Source organism: Arthrobacter sp. AOP36-F1-5 (genome assembly GCF_058137995.1).
The window spans coordinates 2,272,996-2,287,975 of record NZ_CM176892.1; the positions used below are offsets into that span (position 1 = coordinate 2,272,996).

The 14,980-nt window shown below is 66.0% G+C and carries 14 protein-coding genes; 4 read left to right on the plus strand and 10 right to left on the minus strand.

The window, feature by feature from the left end; all coding sequences use genetic code 11:
• Window positions 1-43 precede the first annotated feature (43 nt).
• From AC3ZI9_RS10405 to AC3ZI9_RS10420, 4 genes are read left to right on the plus strand one after another with little or no spacing between them, the layout of a single operon-like run.
• Window positions 44-694 (plus strand): GntR family transcriptional regulator, encoded by a 651-nt coding sequence (locus tag AC3ZI9_RS10405; RefSeq protein WP_444555133.1) that lies wholly within the window; start codon window positions 44-46, stop codon window positions 692-694.
• The gene (locus tag AC3ZI9_RS10410; RefSeq protein WP_444561754.1) at window positions 691-2,208 is read left to right on the plus strand and encodes an MmgE/PrpD family protein; all 1,518 of its coding nucleotides are present in this window, start codon (window positions 691-693) and stop codon (window positions 2,206-2,208) included. The genes AC3ZI9_RS10405 and AC3ZI9_RS10410 overlap by 4 nt, the downstream gene beginning before the upstream one ends.
• Window positions 2,209-3,159 (plus strand): methylisocitrate lyase, encoded by a 951-nt coding sequence (gene prpB, locus AC3ZI9_RS10415; RefSeq protein WP_444555135.1) that lies wholly within the window; start codon window positions 2,209-2,211, stop codon window positions 3,157-3,159.
• Between the two features lie 2 nt (window positions 3,160-3,161).
• Window positions 3,162-4,304, plus strand: coding sequence for a bifunctional 2-methylcitrate synthase/citrate synthase (locus tag AC3ZI9_RS10420; RefSeq protein ID WP_444555136.1), 1,143 nt, complete (start codon window positions 3,162-3,164; stop codon window positions 4,302-4,304).
• Window positions 4,305-4,312: 8 nt separating this feature from the next.
• Here the strand turns inward: AC3ZI9_RS10420 and AC3ZI9_RS10425 are convergent, their stop codons facing one another.
• The 10 genes from AC3ZI9_RS10425 to AC3ZI9_RS10470 form a co-directional block, all read right to left on the minus strand.
• Window positions 4,313-5,773: an NAD-dependent epimerase/dehydratase family protein gene (locus AC3ZI9_RS10425; RefSeq protein ID WP_489923575.1), complete on the minus strand. Its 1,461-nt coding sequence runs from the start codon at window positions 5,771-5,773 to the stop codon at window positions 4,313-4,315.
• Between the two features lie 356 nt (window positions 5,774-6,129).
• Complete coding sequence (locus AC3ZI9_RS10430; RefSeq protein WP_444555138.1) at window positions 6,130-6,687, minus strand: 8-oxo-dGTP diphosphatase; 558 nt, start codon at window positions 6,685-6,687, stop codon at window positions 6,130-6,132.
• Between the two features lie 18 nt (window positions 6,688-6,705).
• The gene (gene xerD / locus AC3ZI9_RS10435; RefSeq protein ID WP_444555152.1) at window positions 6,706-7,689 is read right to left on the minus strand and encodes a site-specific tyrosine recombinase XerD; all 984 of its coding nucleotides are present in this window, start codon (window positions 7,687-7,689) and stop codon (window positions 6,706-6,708) included.
• Between the two features lie 21 nt (window positions 7,690-7,710).
• Window positions 7,711-8,376 (minus strand): NUDIX domain-containing protein, encoded by a 666-nt coding sequence (locus AC3ZI9_RS10440; protein ID WP_444555139.1) that lies wholly within the window; start codon window positions 8,374-8,376, stop codon window positions 7,711-7,713.
• Window positions 8,377-8,379: 3 nt separating this feature from the next.
• Window positions 8,380-10,068: a CTP synthase gene (gene pyrG / locus AC3ZI9_RS10445; RefSeq protein ID WP_444555140.1), complete on the minus strand. Its 1,689-nt coding sequence runs from the start codon at window positions 10,066-10,068 to the stop codon at window positions 8,380-8,382.
• Between the two features lie 63 nt (window positions 10,069-10,131).
• Window positions 10,132-11,871, minus strand: coding sequence for a DNA repair protein RecN (recN, locus tag AC3ZI9_RS10450; RefSeq protein ID WP_444555141.1), 1,740 nt, complete (start codon window positions 11,869-11,871; stop codon window positions 10,132-10,134).
• Window positions 11,868-12,878, minus strand: a complete 1,011-nt coding sequence (locus AC3ZI9_RS10455) for an NAD kinase (protein WP_444555142.1) — start codon at window positions 12,876-12,878, stop codon at window positions 11,868-11,870. The genes recN and AC3ZI9_RS10455 overlap by 4 nt, the downstream gene beginning before the upstream one ends.
• A gap of 96 nt (window positions 12,879-12,974) precedes the next feature.
• Entirely contained in the window at window positions 12,975-13,772 is a 798-nt protein-coding gene (locus AC3ZI9_RS10460; protein ID WP_444555143.1) for a TlyA family RNA methyltransferase, read from the minus strand.
• Window positions 13,769-13,945, minus strand: a complete 177-nt coding sequence (locus tag AC3ZI9_RS10465) for a hypothetical protein (RefSeq protein WP_444555144.1) — start codon at window positions 13,943-13,945, stop codon at window positions 13,769-13,771. Before AC3ZI9_RS10465 ends, AC3ZI9_RS10460 begins: the two co-directional genes overlap by 4 nt.
• A 50-nt stretch (window positions 13,946-13,995) precedes the next feature.
• On the minus strand, window positions 13,996-14,970 hold the full coding sequence (locus AC3ZI9_RS10470) for an HAD-IIA family hydrolase (RefSeq protein WP_444555145.1): 975 nt from the start codon (window positions 14,968-14,970) through the stop codon (window positions 13,996-13,998).
• Window positions 14,971-14,980: the final 10 nt, after the last annotated feature.

Sequence of the window (14,980 nt, forward strand, 5' to 3'; positions counted from 1 at the left end):
AATCCTCTGGGCATCATCTCGAGTTCTTGTATACACTGATGGTATGAAGGCAAGTGATAAGGCCTACGCGGCGCTGCGACGGGACATCGTCTCGTGGGCCCTGCCGCCGGGCTCGGTGCTCGGTGAGGTGGAGCAGGCTGAACGACTCGGCGTTTCCCGCACACCGCTGCGGGAGGCCTTGTCACGGCTGGCAGCGGATGGTCTGGCCGTATCCCAACGAGGTCGCGGGGTCGTGGTCTCCGATGTCTCCCTGGACCATGTCGATGACCTGTTTTCGCTCCGCCGGGCCCTGGAGGTCGAAGCCGCACGCAGCGCAGCCAGGACCGGCAGCCCGGCCGTCTTCAACGAACTGGCCCGACGCTTCGACGCCGCGGCCCGCACGCTCAGTGCCGCCGCCGAGCGCGATGGCTATTATTCCTTGGCTGGCGAGCTGGATGCCGCCATCGAGGACGCCGCATCCAATGCCTATCTGGCCCAGGCCCTCCAGGGCCTGCGCGTGCATCTGGCCCGGTTGCGCCGACTCTCCCATGATGCCCCGGCGCGACTGCGTGCCTCGGCCCGCGAACACGCCCAGATCGCCCGAGCCGTGGCCTCCGGGGATCCCGGACTCGCGTCGGCCGCCACGCTGCTGCACCTGCACAACAGTCTTGAACACATCAAATCCCATGCCCTACCGAAAGAGGCTTCAGCATGATCAACCACCCAGTCCGCGTCTACCGTTCGGAAGAGAACCTGCCCCGCGAGGAGCAGCTGGCCCATAAGATCGCCACCGTCGCCGCCGATCCGGTGGAGGTTTCCGCCGAGGTCACCGACATGGTCATCAACCGGGTGATCGACAACGCCTCGGTCGCCGTGGCCTCGCTGAACCGCGGCCCCATCATCGCCGCCCGCGCCCAGGCCCTCTGCCACGCACCCAGCTCCGGCGGCGCGGGCGCATCGGTCTTCGGGATCACCGAGAAGGTCTCCCCCGAGTGGGCTGCCTGGGCCAACGGGGTCGCCGTGCGTGAACTCGACTACCACGACACCTTCCTGGCCGCCGAGTATTCCCACCCCGGCGACAACATCCCTCCGATCCTCGCCGTCGCCCAGCACACCGGTGCCACCGGTGCCGACGTCGTGCGCGCCATCGCCACCGGCTACGAGATCCAGGTCGACCTGGTGAAGTCCATCTGCCTGCACGAACACAAGATCGACCACGTCGCCCACCTCGGCCCCTCCGCTGCGGCCGGAATCGGCACCCTGTTGGGTCTCGAGGTCGAGACCATCTTCCAGGCCGTCGGCCAGGGACTGCACACCACCACGGCGACCCGCCAGTCGCGCAAGGGCGAGATCTCCACCTGGAAGGCCCACGCCCCGGCCTTCGCCGGCAAGATGGCCGTCGAGGCCGCCGACCGTGCCATGCGCGGCCAGACCTCCCCCGTGCCGATCTACGAAGGCGAGGACGGCGTCATCGCCTGGATGCTCGACGGACCCGACGCCTCCTACACGGTGCCGCTGCCCGCCCCCGGTGAAACCAAGCGCGCGATCATGGATACCTACACCAAGGAGCACTCCGCCGAGTACCAGGCACAGGCGTGGATCGACCTGGCCCGCAAGCTCCATGGCGAACACCCCGAGGCCACCGACCCGGCGAACGTGAAGTCCGTGCTGATCAAGACCAGCCACCACACCCACTTCGTCATCGGTTCCGGCGCCAACGACCCGCAGAAGTACGATCCGACCGCCTCCCGAGAGACGCTGGACCACTCGATCCCGTACATCTTCACCGTGGCCCTGCAGGACGGCTCCTGGCACCACGTCGATTCCTACGCCCCCGAGCGCGCCGGGCGGGCCGACACCGTGGAACTGTGGCATAAGGTCACCACCGAAGAAGATGCCGAATGGACCCGCCGCTACCATTCGAAGGACATCGCCGAGAAGGCCTTCGGCGGATCAGTGGAGATCACGCTGAATGACGGCACGGTCATCACCGATGACATCGCCGTCGCCGACGCCCACCCCCTCGGGGCCCGTCCGTTCGCCCGCGAACAGTACATCAACAAGTTCCGCTCGCTGGCCGAAGGAATGGTCGCCCCGGAGGAGATCGAGCGTTTCATCGCGACCGCCGAGCGGCTGCCCGAGCTGGCCGCAGGGGAAATGGACCAGCTGAACATCGTGGCAGCACCGGGTGTCATCGACGCTGCCGCCGCACCGAAGGGACTGTTCTAGATGTTGTATTCCACCACCACCGCCGAGGCCAAGCGCCGCGCCCTGCGCGAGATGCTGGTCCCCGGGACTGCCCGCCAGTTCCCCGGAGCCTTCAACCCGCTCTCGGCCCGGTTGATCGAGGAAAAGGGGTTCGACGGCGTCTACATCTCCGGTGCCGTGCTCGCCAACGAACTCGGTCTGCCCGATGTCGGGCTGACCACGCTGAGTGAAGTAGCCGGCCGGGCCGGGCAGATCGCCCGGATGACCGATCTTCCGGCGATCGTCGATGCCGACACCGGTTTCGGTGAACCGATGAACGTGGCCCGCACCATCCAGGAACTCGAGCATGCAGGTCTGGCCGGTTGCCATATCGAGGACCAGTTCAACCCGAAGCGCTGCGGCCACCTCGATGGCAAGAACGTCGTGGATCTGGAGACCATGGTCAAGCGGATCGCTGCCGCCGCCGATGCCCGCAGGGATCCTAACTTCCTGATCATGGCCCGGACCGATGTGCGGGCCGTGGATGGGCTGCAGGCCGCCGTGGAGCGGGCCAAGGCCCTGGTCGATGCGGGAGCGGACGCCATCTTCCCCGAGGCGATGAAGGACCTCTCGGAGTTCGAGGCCATCTGCCAAGCCGTGGATGTGCCGGTGCTGGCGAACATGACCGAATTCGGCAAATCGGAATTGTTCACCCGTGACGAACTGGCCGCGACCGGCGTCTCCCTGGTGATCTACCCCGTGACCTTGCTGCGCAGCGCCATGGGTGCCGCCGAGCGCGTCCTGGACACCATCAGCGCCCAGGGGACCCAGCAGGAGCAGGTCCCGCAGATGCTGACCCGCGCCCGGCTGTATGATCTGGTGGACTATGAAGCGTACAACCGCTTCGATACCGGGATCTTCAATTTCCAGGTCCCCGGGCTCGAGATCGACGGCAATGGCGCAAATCTCCCATCGGGTTCAAAGGAGCAGTAAGCATGAGCGAAACCGAGACCGACATCAAAAAGGGCCTGGCCGGGGTCGTCGTCGACTACACCGCCGTCTCCAAGGTCAACCCCGAGACCAATTCCCTGCTCTACCGTGGCTACCCGGTCCAGGACCTGGCCGCCCGGAAGAGCTTCGAGGAAGTGGCGTTGCTTCTGTGGACCGGGGAACTCCCCAGCGCCTCGGAACTGGAGGAGTTCGTCTCCTTCGAGCGGTCCAATCGTGCCTTGCAGGACAACGTCAAGGCCGCAGTGGACCTGTTGCCGTTGGATTGCCACCCGATGGACGTGGCCCGGACCGCGGTTTCGGTGCTCGGGGCCAACCACCCGTTGGCCGAGGACGCATCCCCGGAGGCGGAACTGGAAAAGGCCAAGTCGTTGTTGGCCCGTTTCCCCGCGGTCCTGGCCTACGACCAGCGTCGTCGCCGGAACCAGGACGTGGTCGCCCCGCGTGATGATCTGGACTATTCGCAGAACTTCCTGTGGATGACCAACGGAGAAGAAGCACCCGCGGAGGTCGTGGACGCCTTCCGGGTGTCGATGGTCCTCTACGCGGAGCATTCGTTCAACGCCTCCACCTTCACCGCACGGGTGATCACCTCGACCCTGTCGGATATGCATTCGGCGGTCGTCGGGGCCATCGGTGCCTTGAAGGGCTCCCTGCACGGGGGTGCCAACGAAGCCGTCATGGACACCTTCGAGGAGTTGGGCATCCGCAAGGACGAGACCCGCGAGGACGCGGCCATCCGCGCCAAGAAGTGGATGGAGGAGGCCCTGGCCGCCAAGAAGAAGGTCATGGGCTTCGGACACCGCGTCTACAAGAACGGCGACTCCCGGGTGCCCACCATGAAGAAGGCACTCGATGCGATGGTCGCCTACTACGGCCGCGCCGAGATCCTGGGACTGTATGACGGGCTGGAGTCCGCCATGGCCGAGGCGAAGGACATCAAGCCCAACCTCGACTACCCCGCGGGGCCGACGTACCACCTGATGGGCTTCGACACCCAGATGTTCACCCCGTTGTTCATCGCCTCGCGTATTTCCGGCTGGACCTCGCACATCATGGAACAGCGCGCCAACAACGCGCTGATCCGCCCGCTATCGGCCTACAACGGCCCGGATCAGCGCGAGCTCTAGCGCCGGATCTACTCTCCGGCGACGGCGGTGTCGGCCCCCAACGGGGGTTCGGCACCGCCGTTCTCCGTGTCGGGGCCCCGGTGCTCGGCGGTCGGCCAGACCTGCGCGAAAAAGGGGTTCACGGCGGCGATCCGGTCGAAGTCCCACGGAGGTGCCTGGCATTCCGGGCACCAATGCCCCGCGCGGAGGACCAGGTAGGGGGTTGCCGAAAATTCGTGGCCGAAGGCGCACCGCCAGAAGGCCGGGGTATGCAGCTCACCGGGTTCCAGGGACGACCCCAGATACTCGCCTCCACGGAACGCCGCGGCCGATTGCGCCTGGACGACCCCGAGTTCGGCGTCGGGGAGCTGGTCGTCGAAGCCGTGGCTGAGCGATCGTGGCGGGCCGGGTTCGCCGATCTCCTCCGCCCATCCGGGAATGGATTCCCAGTTTGTGCGCGTCCCGAAGAAGGCCGCGATGCGCTCGTGGTCGTTTCCCTGGATCCAGTGCAGAGGTCCTTCGGGCCTCCTGGCGATCCGTTTCATCAGCAGCTCCCTCAGCAGCCAGCCCGGCACGAGCCGCGCGACCCCTGCCTTCAGGTACCAGGAGGCCTGTGAAGCGACCTGGTCAAGATATTCCTCGAAGCCGTCGCGGCGGAATTCCAGGTGCTTTTCGAGGACGTCCGAGTCAAGGAACCACTGGCAATGGAAGTTCTTCAACGCGAACCACGAACGGCGGAAGAGTTTCCGGCTCGGGGGCAGGCCCAACCTGCTGAACACCCGGTCCAGGTATTCCAGGTACCCCACGCGGAAGTCCTCACCACCACCGATGTTGTAGACGTGGCGCCAGAAGTCGTCTCCGACCCCCTCCTCGCAGGCGTTGGCCAACAGCCGGCCCGAGTCACGTGCCGTCACGAACTCGAAGACGGTGTCCAACGGCTGGTGGAACAGGATCGGGTGCAGGAGGCTCAACAATCGCGGGATGCAGATGAAGGTCTGGCGCAGTGAGACCCAGTGGGCCAAGCCGGATTCCACGACGAGCCGTTCCGCCTCGATCTTGCTGACGGCGTAGTGGTCCCCCACCGCCGGGGCGATCGGATCCCCCACACGTCCCCAATGGATCGGCGGCAGCCTGCTGCCCGTCATCGCCACGGAGCCGATCGACACCAGGTGCACGGCATCGGGATCGGGTTGTGCCCGGATCGCCCGGAGGATGTTGATGATCGACCCGACGTTGATCTGATCGGTGGCCACCGGATCACGATCCGCGGCCGGGGAAATGAGGGCGGCCGCATGGAGGACGTAATCGGCTCCGTCGACCCCTTCGAGCACCGCGGCGTAGTCACGCAGGTCGCCCCAGATGATCCGGAGTCCGGGCATGGCCATGTAGCGCCGCAAGGCACGCCGGGCCCGGAGCGAATGCTGGACCAGTATCACGAGGTCGAACTTGTCCCGGCGTCGGACCAGTTCGGCCAGTGCGGCGGAACCCATCGATCCGCTAGCCCCCGTCAGGAAGACCGTCCTCTTCGGCACGGCGCGGCGTGTGCCCCCTGCCTGATGAGCCCCGACCGGCATCGGTGTCCTTCCGTTGAAAACCGTCCTTCCGCCTCGGGGCGGTCCCCCGGTGGCAGCTGGAGTCCGGGCATTGGACCGACACCCCCTTGCAGACATCCTGCCCGAACCGCGGGCGTTCGGCCATCGACGACGATGATTGGTCGTTCGGGACGTCGCAGGGCCTCGAAAATGAGGAGTCAGGTCTCCTAGGTTACTTATCCACTAGATTATGAACGCCGCCCCTGGCTGCCGTCCTGCCGGGCCCGCCCGCGAAGGCTTGGTCCCGAGACGCGTTATGCCGGGGTGGGGAAATCGGATTCCGTGGCAGGGGCATCAGGCATTGTGCCCTCCGGCCAGGCAATCGTGGCGAAGTGCGCCACCGATTCGTTGTCATCGCCCAACCGGACCAGGGCATCGAAGCGTTCACCACGGAACAGCCGGTCCAGCCACAGCGGGGAATCCTCCCACATCCGGTCCAACGGCAGGTGCCCGACCGGATACCAGCCCGGGAGGAGTTCGTCCGAGGCGGCGGCCATGCCGGAGAATTCCGTGGTCAGGAAGACCTGGCAGTCCATATCCGCCGCGGGGTTGGCCGGGAAACGGAAATAGACCCGGGCGGCAGGTTCCAGCGTGGCCGGATCGGTGAGCACCGAGGTTTCCTCGTGCAGTTCCCGTGCCGCCGCCTGGGCCGGGCTCTCCCCCGGCTCGATCTTCCCTCCGGGGGCCACCACGTGGCCGGCGCCGAAGCCCCGTTGCTTCAGCCCCAGGAGCACTTGGCGTCCGGTGAGCCCATTCAGGATGGGCAGGCACAGGACGACCTGCACGGGTGGGGTTGCCGGTGTGGGTGCCATGATGTCGAAGATCCGTTCCTAGTGGTTTGCCCGGGGGTGCGTAGCGGCGTACACCTCGCGGAGGGTCTGGGCATTGAGCATGGTGTAGACCTGTGTGGTCGTCACCGAGGCATGGCCGAGCAGTTCCTGGACGACCCGCACATCGGCTCCGCCTTCAAGCAGATGGGTGGCGAAGGAATGCCTCAGCGTGTGCGGGGAGACGTCCTTCCCGATGCCTGAGCGTTCGGCGGCGACCTTGAGCACCGACCAGGCCGACTGCCTGCTCAACCGACCGCCCCGGAGGTTCAGGAACAGCCCGGGTGTTCCCTGGCCCTTGGCGGCCATGCCGGGGCGTCCCCGGATCAGATAGGCCTCCAGCGCCGCGGCGGCATAGGAACCCAGCGGGACCACGCGTTCCTTGGAGCCTTTGCCGAACAGACGAACGACCGCAGGACCATCGGCGGGGCGTTCCAGATGCAGGTCATCGACGTCCAGGCCCACGGCCTCGCTGATGCGCGCACCGGTGGAATACAAGAACTCCAGAAGTGCCCGGTCGCGGAGACCTGCTTCGGAGTCGGTGGGAACCGCCTCGAGGATCGAGGTCACCTCGGCAACACTGATGGCCTTGGGCAGCCGCTGCCCGGCGGCCGGGGGGTGCAGATCCGCAGCCGGGTTGTCGGTGGTGGTCCCCTCCAGGGCCCAGAACCGGTGCAGACCCCTCACCGCGACGACACAACGAGCCGCCGAACGGGCGCTGAGAGGGGCCCCTCCATCCGATCCGTCACGCAGGGATTGGGCGAACTCGGTCAAATGATGGCGGGTGATTCCCGTCGCGGACTCGATGTCCCGGCCGGCGAGAAACGTGGCGTAGCGCTGCAGGTCCCGGCGGTAGGCGGCCACGGTATTGGCCGCCATCCCCCGTTCGACGGCGACGTGCTGGAGGTAGGAGGCCAGCTCTCGAGCCAGCGGTCCGGGAATCCCCCCGCCGTCACCGGTGGCTGCCGGTTCCGGCGTCACGGCCATGGACATGTGCTCACCCGATCCCTATCCCCCGGAAGCCCGCAGACGAGGGTGGGCCGTCCATGGTTCGTCGGCAGGGCGCAGGCCGGTGAAGTCCTGGGCCCTGGCGGTGGCCGCGGCCATGACCCCGGCAACCGCCGAAAGGTTGTGGATGTTTCCGGCCAATACCGCTTGGACGGCCTCGGCGAGCGGAACCCATTCCCACTGCATTTCCGCTTCTTCCTCGGTGCGTTCGAAACGCTGGCCGGCAGGAATCAACTGCGGGTCACGGGCCAGGTAGACGCGCAATGCCTCGCTGGAGGAACCCGGTGAATTGAACATATCCACCAGGACCTCCCACCGTCCGGCCGTCAGGTCTGCTTCCTCGGCCAGTTCACGGGCCGCCGCATGCTGGGGCAGCTCCCCCTCCATGTCCAGCAGTCCCGCGGGGATCTCCCATAGCTGCATGCCCACCGGGTGGCGATATTGACGCACCAACAGGACCCGGTCCTGGTCATCCAGAACCAGGATCGCCACGGCTCCCGGGTGGGCGACGTAGTCACGCACCAGCGGTTGGCCACCTTCGGACAGTTCGAAGGTGTCCTGCAGCACGTTCCAGATCCGCCCCGAATACACGGACTCGGAGTGGAGCACGCGGCGCCGACTGATTTCGTCTACCGGTCCCGCGTCCTGTCGCTCGGGGGTCGCCATGGTCTATCGACCGGCTTTCTGGTGGTCCAGCCCCGCCTTGATCAGCCCGGCGAACAGCGGGTGCGGCCTGGTCGGACGCGAGCTCAGTTCCGGGTGCGCCTGGGTGGAGACGTAGTACGGGTGCTTCTCGGCCGGCAGTTCCACGAATTCAACCAGGTCGCCGTCCGGGGAAGTCCCCGAGAAGACCAGTCCGGCTTCCTCCAACTGCTTGCGGTAGTTGTTGTTGACCTCATAGCGGTGGCGGTGGCGTTCGGAGACCTGCGTGGCTCCGTAGGTCGCGGCCACGACCGTGCCTTCGCCCAGGGTCGCGTCGTAGAGCCCCAGACGCATCGTGCCTCCCAAATCGCCCTCGCCGTCGACGATGTGCTGCTGTTCGGCCATCGTGGCGATGACCGGGTGCACCGAATCGGGCTCGAACTCGGTCGAGGACGCCTCGGCCAGGCCGGCGACGTTGCGGGCGTATTCGATGACCATCGACTGCAGGCCCAGGCACAGGCCCAGGGTCGGCATGCCGGTTTCGCGGGCGAATTTCAAGGCCCCGAGTTTGCCGTCAAGCCCACGGATGCCGAAGCCTCCGGGAACACAGATGGCGTCCACCCCGTGCAGGGACTTCTTGGCTCCTGCCTCGGTGGCGCAGTCGTCGGAAGGGACCCAGCGGATCTTGACCCGGGCGCCGTTGGCGAATCCGCCGGCGCGCAGCGCCTCGGTGACGGAAAGGTAGGCGTCGGGTAGCTCGATGTACTTGCCGACCAATGCCACTTCGAGCTCATGGTCCGGGTGATGGACCGCATGCAGCAGGCGGGTCCATTGGGTCCAGTCGACATCCTTGAACTTCAGGCCCAGGGACTGCACGATGTAGGCGTCCAGTCCCTGGTCGTGGATCGTCACGGGGATGTCGTAGATGCTCGGGGCATCGGCGCAGTTGATGACTGCCTCCGGATCGACGTCACAGGTGCGGCCGAGCTTCTCCCGCATCTCAGTCGGGATTTCGCGGTCCGAACGGATCACCAGGGCGTCGGGCTGGATGCCGATCGAGCGCAATGCCGCCACCGAGTGCTGGGTCGGCTTGGTCTTCAGCTCGTGGGATGGGCCGATATAAGGCACCAACGACACGTGAACGAAGAACACATTATTCCGGCCGACGTCCTGGCGGACCTGACGGGCGGATTCGAGGAAGGGCTGCGATTCGATGTCTCCGACGGTGCCACCGATTTCGGTGATGATCACGTCGGGGGCGTCCTCCGCCTCGGACGGCAGCCGCATGCGACGCTTGATCTCGTCGGTGATATGCGGGATGACCTGGACGGTATCACCCAAGTAGTCACCGCGACGTTCCTTTTCGATGACCCGGGAGTAGACCTGTCCCGTGGTCACGTTGGCCGAACCGTCGAGGTTCTCGTCCAGGAAGCGTTCGTAGTGGCCGATGTCGAGATCCGTCTCGGACCCATCATCGGTGACGAAGACTTCGCCGTGTTGGAAGGGGTTCATCGTGCCGGGATCCACGTTCAGATATGGATCCAGTTTCTGCATGGTCACCGTGAGGCCACGTGCCCGCAGCAGGTGACCGAGGCTGGAAGCCGTCAGCCCCTTTCCGAGGGACGACGCCACACCACCGGTGACAAAGATCTGCTTGGTAGTTTCGGACCGGGACTTGGAAATTGTTCGCTGCACCACGGGGTTCGAGCCTATCATCTATTTGCTGGACGGGTTGTCGTCAATCTATCTCCCGGACGCTGGTATCCGCGTCCGGAAAAGCTATGTCACGAAGCTCGATACGGCCTGACGAGCGCTTTCAAGCAATTCCTCCGCATGCGCCTGGGCCGTGTCGGAGTCTTCGGCCCCGGCCAGCATGCGAGCCAATTCACGGACGCGATCGCCTTCCTCGAGCCGGACGACGTCGCTGGCCGTGAAGCCCGCGCCTTCCTGTGCTTGGGCATCGGAGTTCTTGATCACGCGGATATGGCGCTGGGCGTAGGCGGCGACCTGGGGCAGGTGGGTCACCACGATCACCTGGACATGACGGGCCAGCATGGCCAGCCGTTTTCCGATCTCAACGGCCGCCTTGCCGCCCACGCCGGAGTCGACCTCGTCGAAGACGAACGTCGGAACCGGGTCGGTTTCGGCCAGCACGACCTCGATCGCCAACATGACCCGCGATAGTTCGCCGCCCGAGGCCCCTTTGCCCAGGGGGCGGGGAGCGCTGCCGGCATGGGGTTGCAACAGCATCGAGATCTGATCGGCCCCATGCCTGACCGGTTCCTCGGCGTCAGTGACTTCCACGACGAAACGGGCATCGGGCATCGCCAGCGCCATCAGCTCGGAGCTGACGCGTTCGGAGAGCCGCTGTGCGGCGTCACGGCGAAGGGCACTGAGTGCCGCAGCCTGTTCCGTCAGCCGCCCTTGCAAGCCGTCCAGCTGGGCCTGGAGCGACTCAACCCGTCCGGTGTCGTCCTGCAGGTCCATATGCCGCCTCCGGGCCGTCTCGGACCAACTGATGACTTCGTCGATGGTGGGAGCGTATTTCCGGATCAGCTGGTTCAGGGCCGAACGGCGTTCCTCGACCTCGGCCAGCCGGCCGGGTCCGTCCCCGTCCAAGGTGCCCAGGTAGCTACCCAGTTCCATGGACACATCGGCGACCAGGATGCCGATCTCGTTGACCCGGTTCCCGAGCGTCTGCAGCTCGGGGTCGTCATCGGCGACGAGCTCGAGGGAACGCCGGGCCACCTCGACCAGGCCGACGGCGTTGGGGTCCTCGCTGAATTCATCTCCACTGAGTGCCGCGTGGGCGGTGACGGCAGCAGAACGGAGTCCTTCCACGTTCCCCAGCTTCTGGGCCTCGGCCTTGAGTTCCTCGTCTTCGCCGGGCAGTGGTTCAACGGCATCGATTTCCTCCAAGGCCAGCTGCAGGGATTCCGCTTCGCGGGCCCGCTCACGGGATGCGGAGGTGATCTCCTCCAGCTCCACGGACACGGCCTTCCAGCCATCGAAGGTCTCCTGGTAGGCCGAGCGCGCAGCGGCCAGCTCGGGACCGCCGAATTTGTCGAGGGATTCACGTTGGGCCACCGCACTGCGCAGACGCAGCTGGTCGCTTTGCCCATGAACAGCCACCAGGTGGGAACCCAGTTCCGAGAGCAACCCGACCGGAGCGGCCGTGCCACCGACGGCGGCCTTGCTCCGGCCCTCGGCGCTGAGGATGCGCGCCAGGATCAGCTCGGCATCCCCCGCGTGTTCTTCAACCAGGGCACCGCTGTCTTCGGCCCGCGCCAAAGCCGGGCTATCGGAGGGTAGACGCAATATTGCCTCGGCCACTGCCTGCTTGGCTCCGTGGCGGACGGCACCGGCGTCGGCCCGGTTGCCCAGGAGGAGCCCCAGGGCAGTGACGACCATGGTCTTGCCTGCACCGGTTTCGCCGGTCACGACGGTGAAGCCCGGATCCAGTTCCAGTGTGGCCCTGGTGATGACGCCGAGGTCCGAGATGCGGATCTCCTCGATCATGGGTGCTGCTCCGTATCGGGACGCGGCTGGTAGTGGCGGGGCTCGATGACTTGCAGGGGCGAGGTCACCACCGGTAGCGAGGACGTGGCGGTATCACGGTGTGCATCATCCACGGGGCCACGCCAACCGCTGGTGGGCAGTTCAAATTTGCGGACCAGCCGCTCGCTGAACGGCGTGCGGTTCACGCGGGCCAGTCGCACGGGTTTCGTGGAGCGGGTCACTTCGACGCGGGATCCGGGCGGCAGATCCAGGGTGCGGCGGCCGTCACACCACAGCACTCCGCTGGCATCGGTACGCGTCAACATCTCGATCGCCATGGTCGACGTCGGGGCGACCACCAGTGGTTTGGCGAACAGTGCATGGGCGGAAATCGGCACCAGGATCAAGGCCTCGACACCGGGCCAGACCACCGGTCCCCCGGCGGAGAAGGCATAAGCGGTCGAGCCGGTCGGCGTGGCCATGACCATCCCATCACATCCGAAGGTGCTGATGGGGCGGCCGTCGACCTCCATGACGACCTCGATCATCCGTTCCCGGTTGGCCTTTTCCACGGCGGCCTCGTTCAAGGCCCAGGTATGGGCAATCCTCCGGTTTCCGAGCCAGACCTGCACATCGATGGCCATGCGTTCCTCGACCACGTAGTGCCGGTTCACGACCCAGTCGACGGTATGGCGTAGATCAGCCCGCTCGCTCTCGGCCAGGAATCCGACATGGCCCAGATTGACGCCCAACAGCGGGACCGCCGATTCGCGCACCATTTCCGCCGCACGCAGCACGGTGCCATCGCCGCCGAGGACCATGCCGAGATCGATATCGCTCAGGGAGACGTCTTCGTCGAGGATCTGCACTTCGAGGCTCTTGCCATCGGGGGCGTTGCGCAGGTTTCGGAGTTCGTCACGTCGCATCACGGGGATGAGCCCGGAGTCACGCAACCGAAGACAGGTATCCAACGCCGCTCTCAGGGCGTCTTCCCTCCCGGTATGCGCCAGGACGAGTATTCGTCTCATGCGTTCCTTCCCTTTTGTGAACCTACTTCACGGTAGACGAAGGCATGCTTCTGCCCGGTTCCTGACACGGAATCGTCCGGCCGGAACGGGTCCCCTTCAAGAGTAGTCAACTTCTGGCAATGCGGGGGTCTCCGCGTCCGGTTGTGGAAGGTCTGCGGTGGCTACGCGGCTCAGCCGCAGGAAGAACTCCACGTTTCCGTCTTGTCCGGGCAAGGGACTGCGGGCCAGGCCGGCCAGGGACAGTCCCGCCTCCCGAGCCGCCTGGACGACCCCTTCGACGGACCGGCGGCGCAATTCCGCGCTGGTCACCACACCGGTGCGCCCGAGGTTGTCCCGTCCCACTTCGAATTGGGGTTTGACCATCAGGACCAGGTCCCCACCCGGGCGGGTCACCCCGGCCAGGGGGCCTACGACCAGACGCAGTGAAATGAAGGACAGATCCGCGACGACGAGGTCGACGGGACCACCGATCATCTCGCGGGTCACCCCGCGGATGTTCATCCCCTCGTGCACATCGACCCGCGGGTCATCGCGGATCTGGCGCACGAGTTGGTCGTGTCCGACGTCGACGGAGACCACCTGCCCGGCGCCGTTGCGCAGGAGGACCTCCGTGAATCCACCGGTCGATGCTCCCGCGTCCAGACACCGACGGCCCCGGACCAGCACGTCGGTGAAGACCCCCAGCGCGCCGGCGAGCTTATGTCCGGCCCGGCTGACGTATTCCTCTCCCTCGGCCTCGCTGACGGCCAGGTCCTGGGCTTCCGCCACGGCCTTCGCCGCCCGGGTGACCTTTTGGCCATCGACACTCACCCGGGAATCGGCAATCAGCTGGGCGGCATGGGTCCGTGAACGGGCCAGGCCACGGGCGACGAGCTCCTGGTCGAGTCTGCTCATGCTTCGGAAGGGTCCTCATCGAGCGTGCGCTGCAGAGCTTCGTGCAGCTTCGAATAGACCGCCTCGTGGTCTTCTGCGGGCAGCCCGTCCACCGCCTTCAGCGATTCGAGTTGTGCATCAACAACGGCATCACCGGTCGTGTCGGTGTCCGGTCCGTCTTCTGGGGTGTCCATGGGGGTCCTCCTGGTCTGCAGGGCGGCGATGACGACGCCGTCCGGCGCCCTTATGAGTTGAAGCTGATTTCCGGCGTCGTCCGCTCCGTTGCATGCGGATTCGCGTACCACCAGGCACAGCACGCTGCCCGCCAGCTATTGAGGTCCTCCCGCGAACCCTCCACGGTGATCTTCCCGTTCTCCACCCCGGCACGGGAGTGCCCGCACACGATCTGTTTCCCGGTGGCCTGCACGATCGGATAGTCCAGGTACAGCTCCGCGAGGGTTCCCAGCAGGAACCTGGGCCGCTGATCTGCCGGGGCCCCCAGCACGGCAGCAGGATCGTCCACCCCGGTGAGGACCACGGCCGTGGCGAACCCGGCACGGTTGCCACCGAGGATGTCGGTATCTAGACGGTCGCCGACCACCAGTGGTTTGGAGGCCTCGAGTTGCTCCGCGGCAACCTGGAAAAGCAGGGGTTCTGGCTTGCCGGCGATGAGCGGTTCCGCCGAAGTCGCCGAGGATACCGCCCGCACCAGGGCTCCGTTGCCCGGGGCAAGCCCGCGGGCCCGTGGAATGGTCATATCGGTATTCGTGGCCACCCACATCGCCCCCGCGTTCAGCGCATGGGCTGCTTCGGCCAGATCGCACCAGTTCACATCCGGGTCGAACCCCTGGATGACTGCTGCCGGGGATTCCTCGGCAGACTCCGCCAGTGTCATGCCGCGGGACACCACACAATCACGCAGGTAGGCGCTACCCACCACGAGGACCTTGCTCTGGGGAGGAATGCGCTCGGCCAGGAGGTCTGCGCCGGCATCGGCCGAACCGAAGACCGTACCTGCCTCGGCGGGAGCCCCGAGTTGGCGGATATGCCGCGCAACCACTTCAGGGGACCGCGAGGCATTATTGGTGATGTAGGCAAGCTCGACGCCCATACCGGCCAAACGTCCCAATGCCTCGGGGGCACCTTCGATGGCGTTGGGCCCGGTATAGACGACTCCGTCCAGATCCGAAAGAACGGCGTCGAAGCAGGAAATCAACATGACGCGCTCG

Excerpts from the sequence above, each read along its gene's own strand:
- xerD (WP_444555152.1), bottom strand. The coding sequence starts at position 7,689 with ATGGCCGTGACGCCGGAACCGGCAGCCACCGGTGACGGCGGGGGGATT.
- AC3ZI9_RS10470 (WP_444555145.1), bottom strand. The coding sequence starts at position 14,970 with ATGTTGATTTCCTGCTTCGACGCCGTTCTTTCGGATCTGGACGGAGTC.
- AC3ZI9_RS10430 (WP_444555138.1), bottom strand. The coding sequence starts at position 6,687 with ATGGCACCCACACCGGCAACCCCACCCGTGCAGGTCGTCCTGTGCCTG.
- AC3ZI9_RS10420 (WP_444555136.1), top strand. The coding sequence starts at position 3,162 with ATGAGCGAAACCGAGACCGACATCAAAAAGGGCCTGGCCGGGGTCGTC.
- pyrG (WP_444555140.1), bottom strand. The coding sequence starts at position 10,068 with ATGATAGGCTCGAACCCCGTGGTGCAGCGAACAATTTCCAAGTCCCGG.
- AC3ZI9_RS10440 (WP_444555139.1), bottom strand. The coding sequence starts at position 8,376 with ATGGCGACCCCCGAGCGACAGGACGCGGGACCGGTAGACGAAATCAGT.
- recN (WP_444555141.1), bottom strand. The coding sequence starts at position 11,871 with ATGATCGAGGAGATCCGCATCTCGGACCTCGGCGTCATCACCAGGGCC.
- AC3ZI9_RS10410 (WP_444561754.1), top strand. The coding sequence starts at position 691 with ATGATCAACCACCCAGTCCGCGTCTACCGTTCGGAAGAGAACCTGCCC.
- AC3ZI9_RS10465 (WP_444555144.1), bottom strand. The coding sequence starts at position 13,945 with ATGGACACCCCAGAAGACGGACCGGACACCGACACGACCGGTGATGCC.
- AC3ZI9_RS10455 (WP_444555142.1), bottom strand. The coding sequence starts at position 12,878 with ATGAGACGAATACTCGTCCTGGCGCATACCGGGAGGGAAGACGCCCTG.
- AC3ZI9_RS10405 (WP_444555133.1), top strand. The coding sequence starts at position 44 with ATGAAGGCAAGTGATAAGGCCTACGCGGCGCTGCGACGGGACATCGTC.
- prpB (WP_444555135.1), top strand. The coding sequence starts at position 2,209 with ATGTTGTATTCCACCACCACCGCCGAGGCCAAGCGCCGCGCCCTGCGC.
- AC3ZI9_RS10460 (WP_444555143.1), bottom strand. The coding sequence starts at position 13,772 with ATGAGCAGACTCGACCAGGAGCTCGTCGCCCGTGGCCTGGCCCGTTCA.
- AC3ZI9_RS10425 (WP_489923575.1), bottom strand. The coding sequence starts at position 5,773 with ATGGGTTCCGCCGCACTGGCCGAACTGGTCCGACGCCGGGACAAGTTC.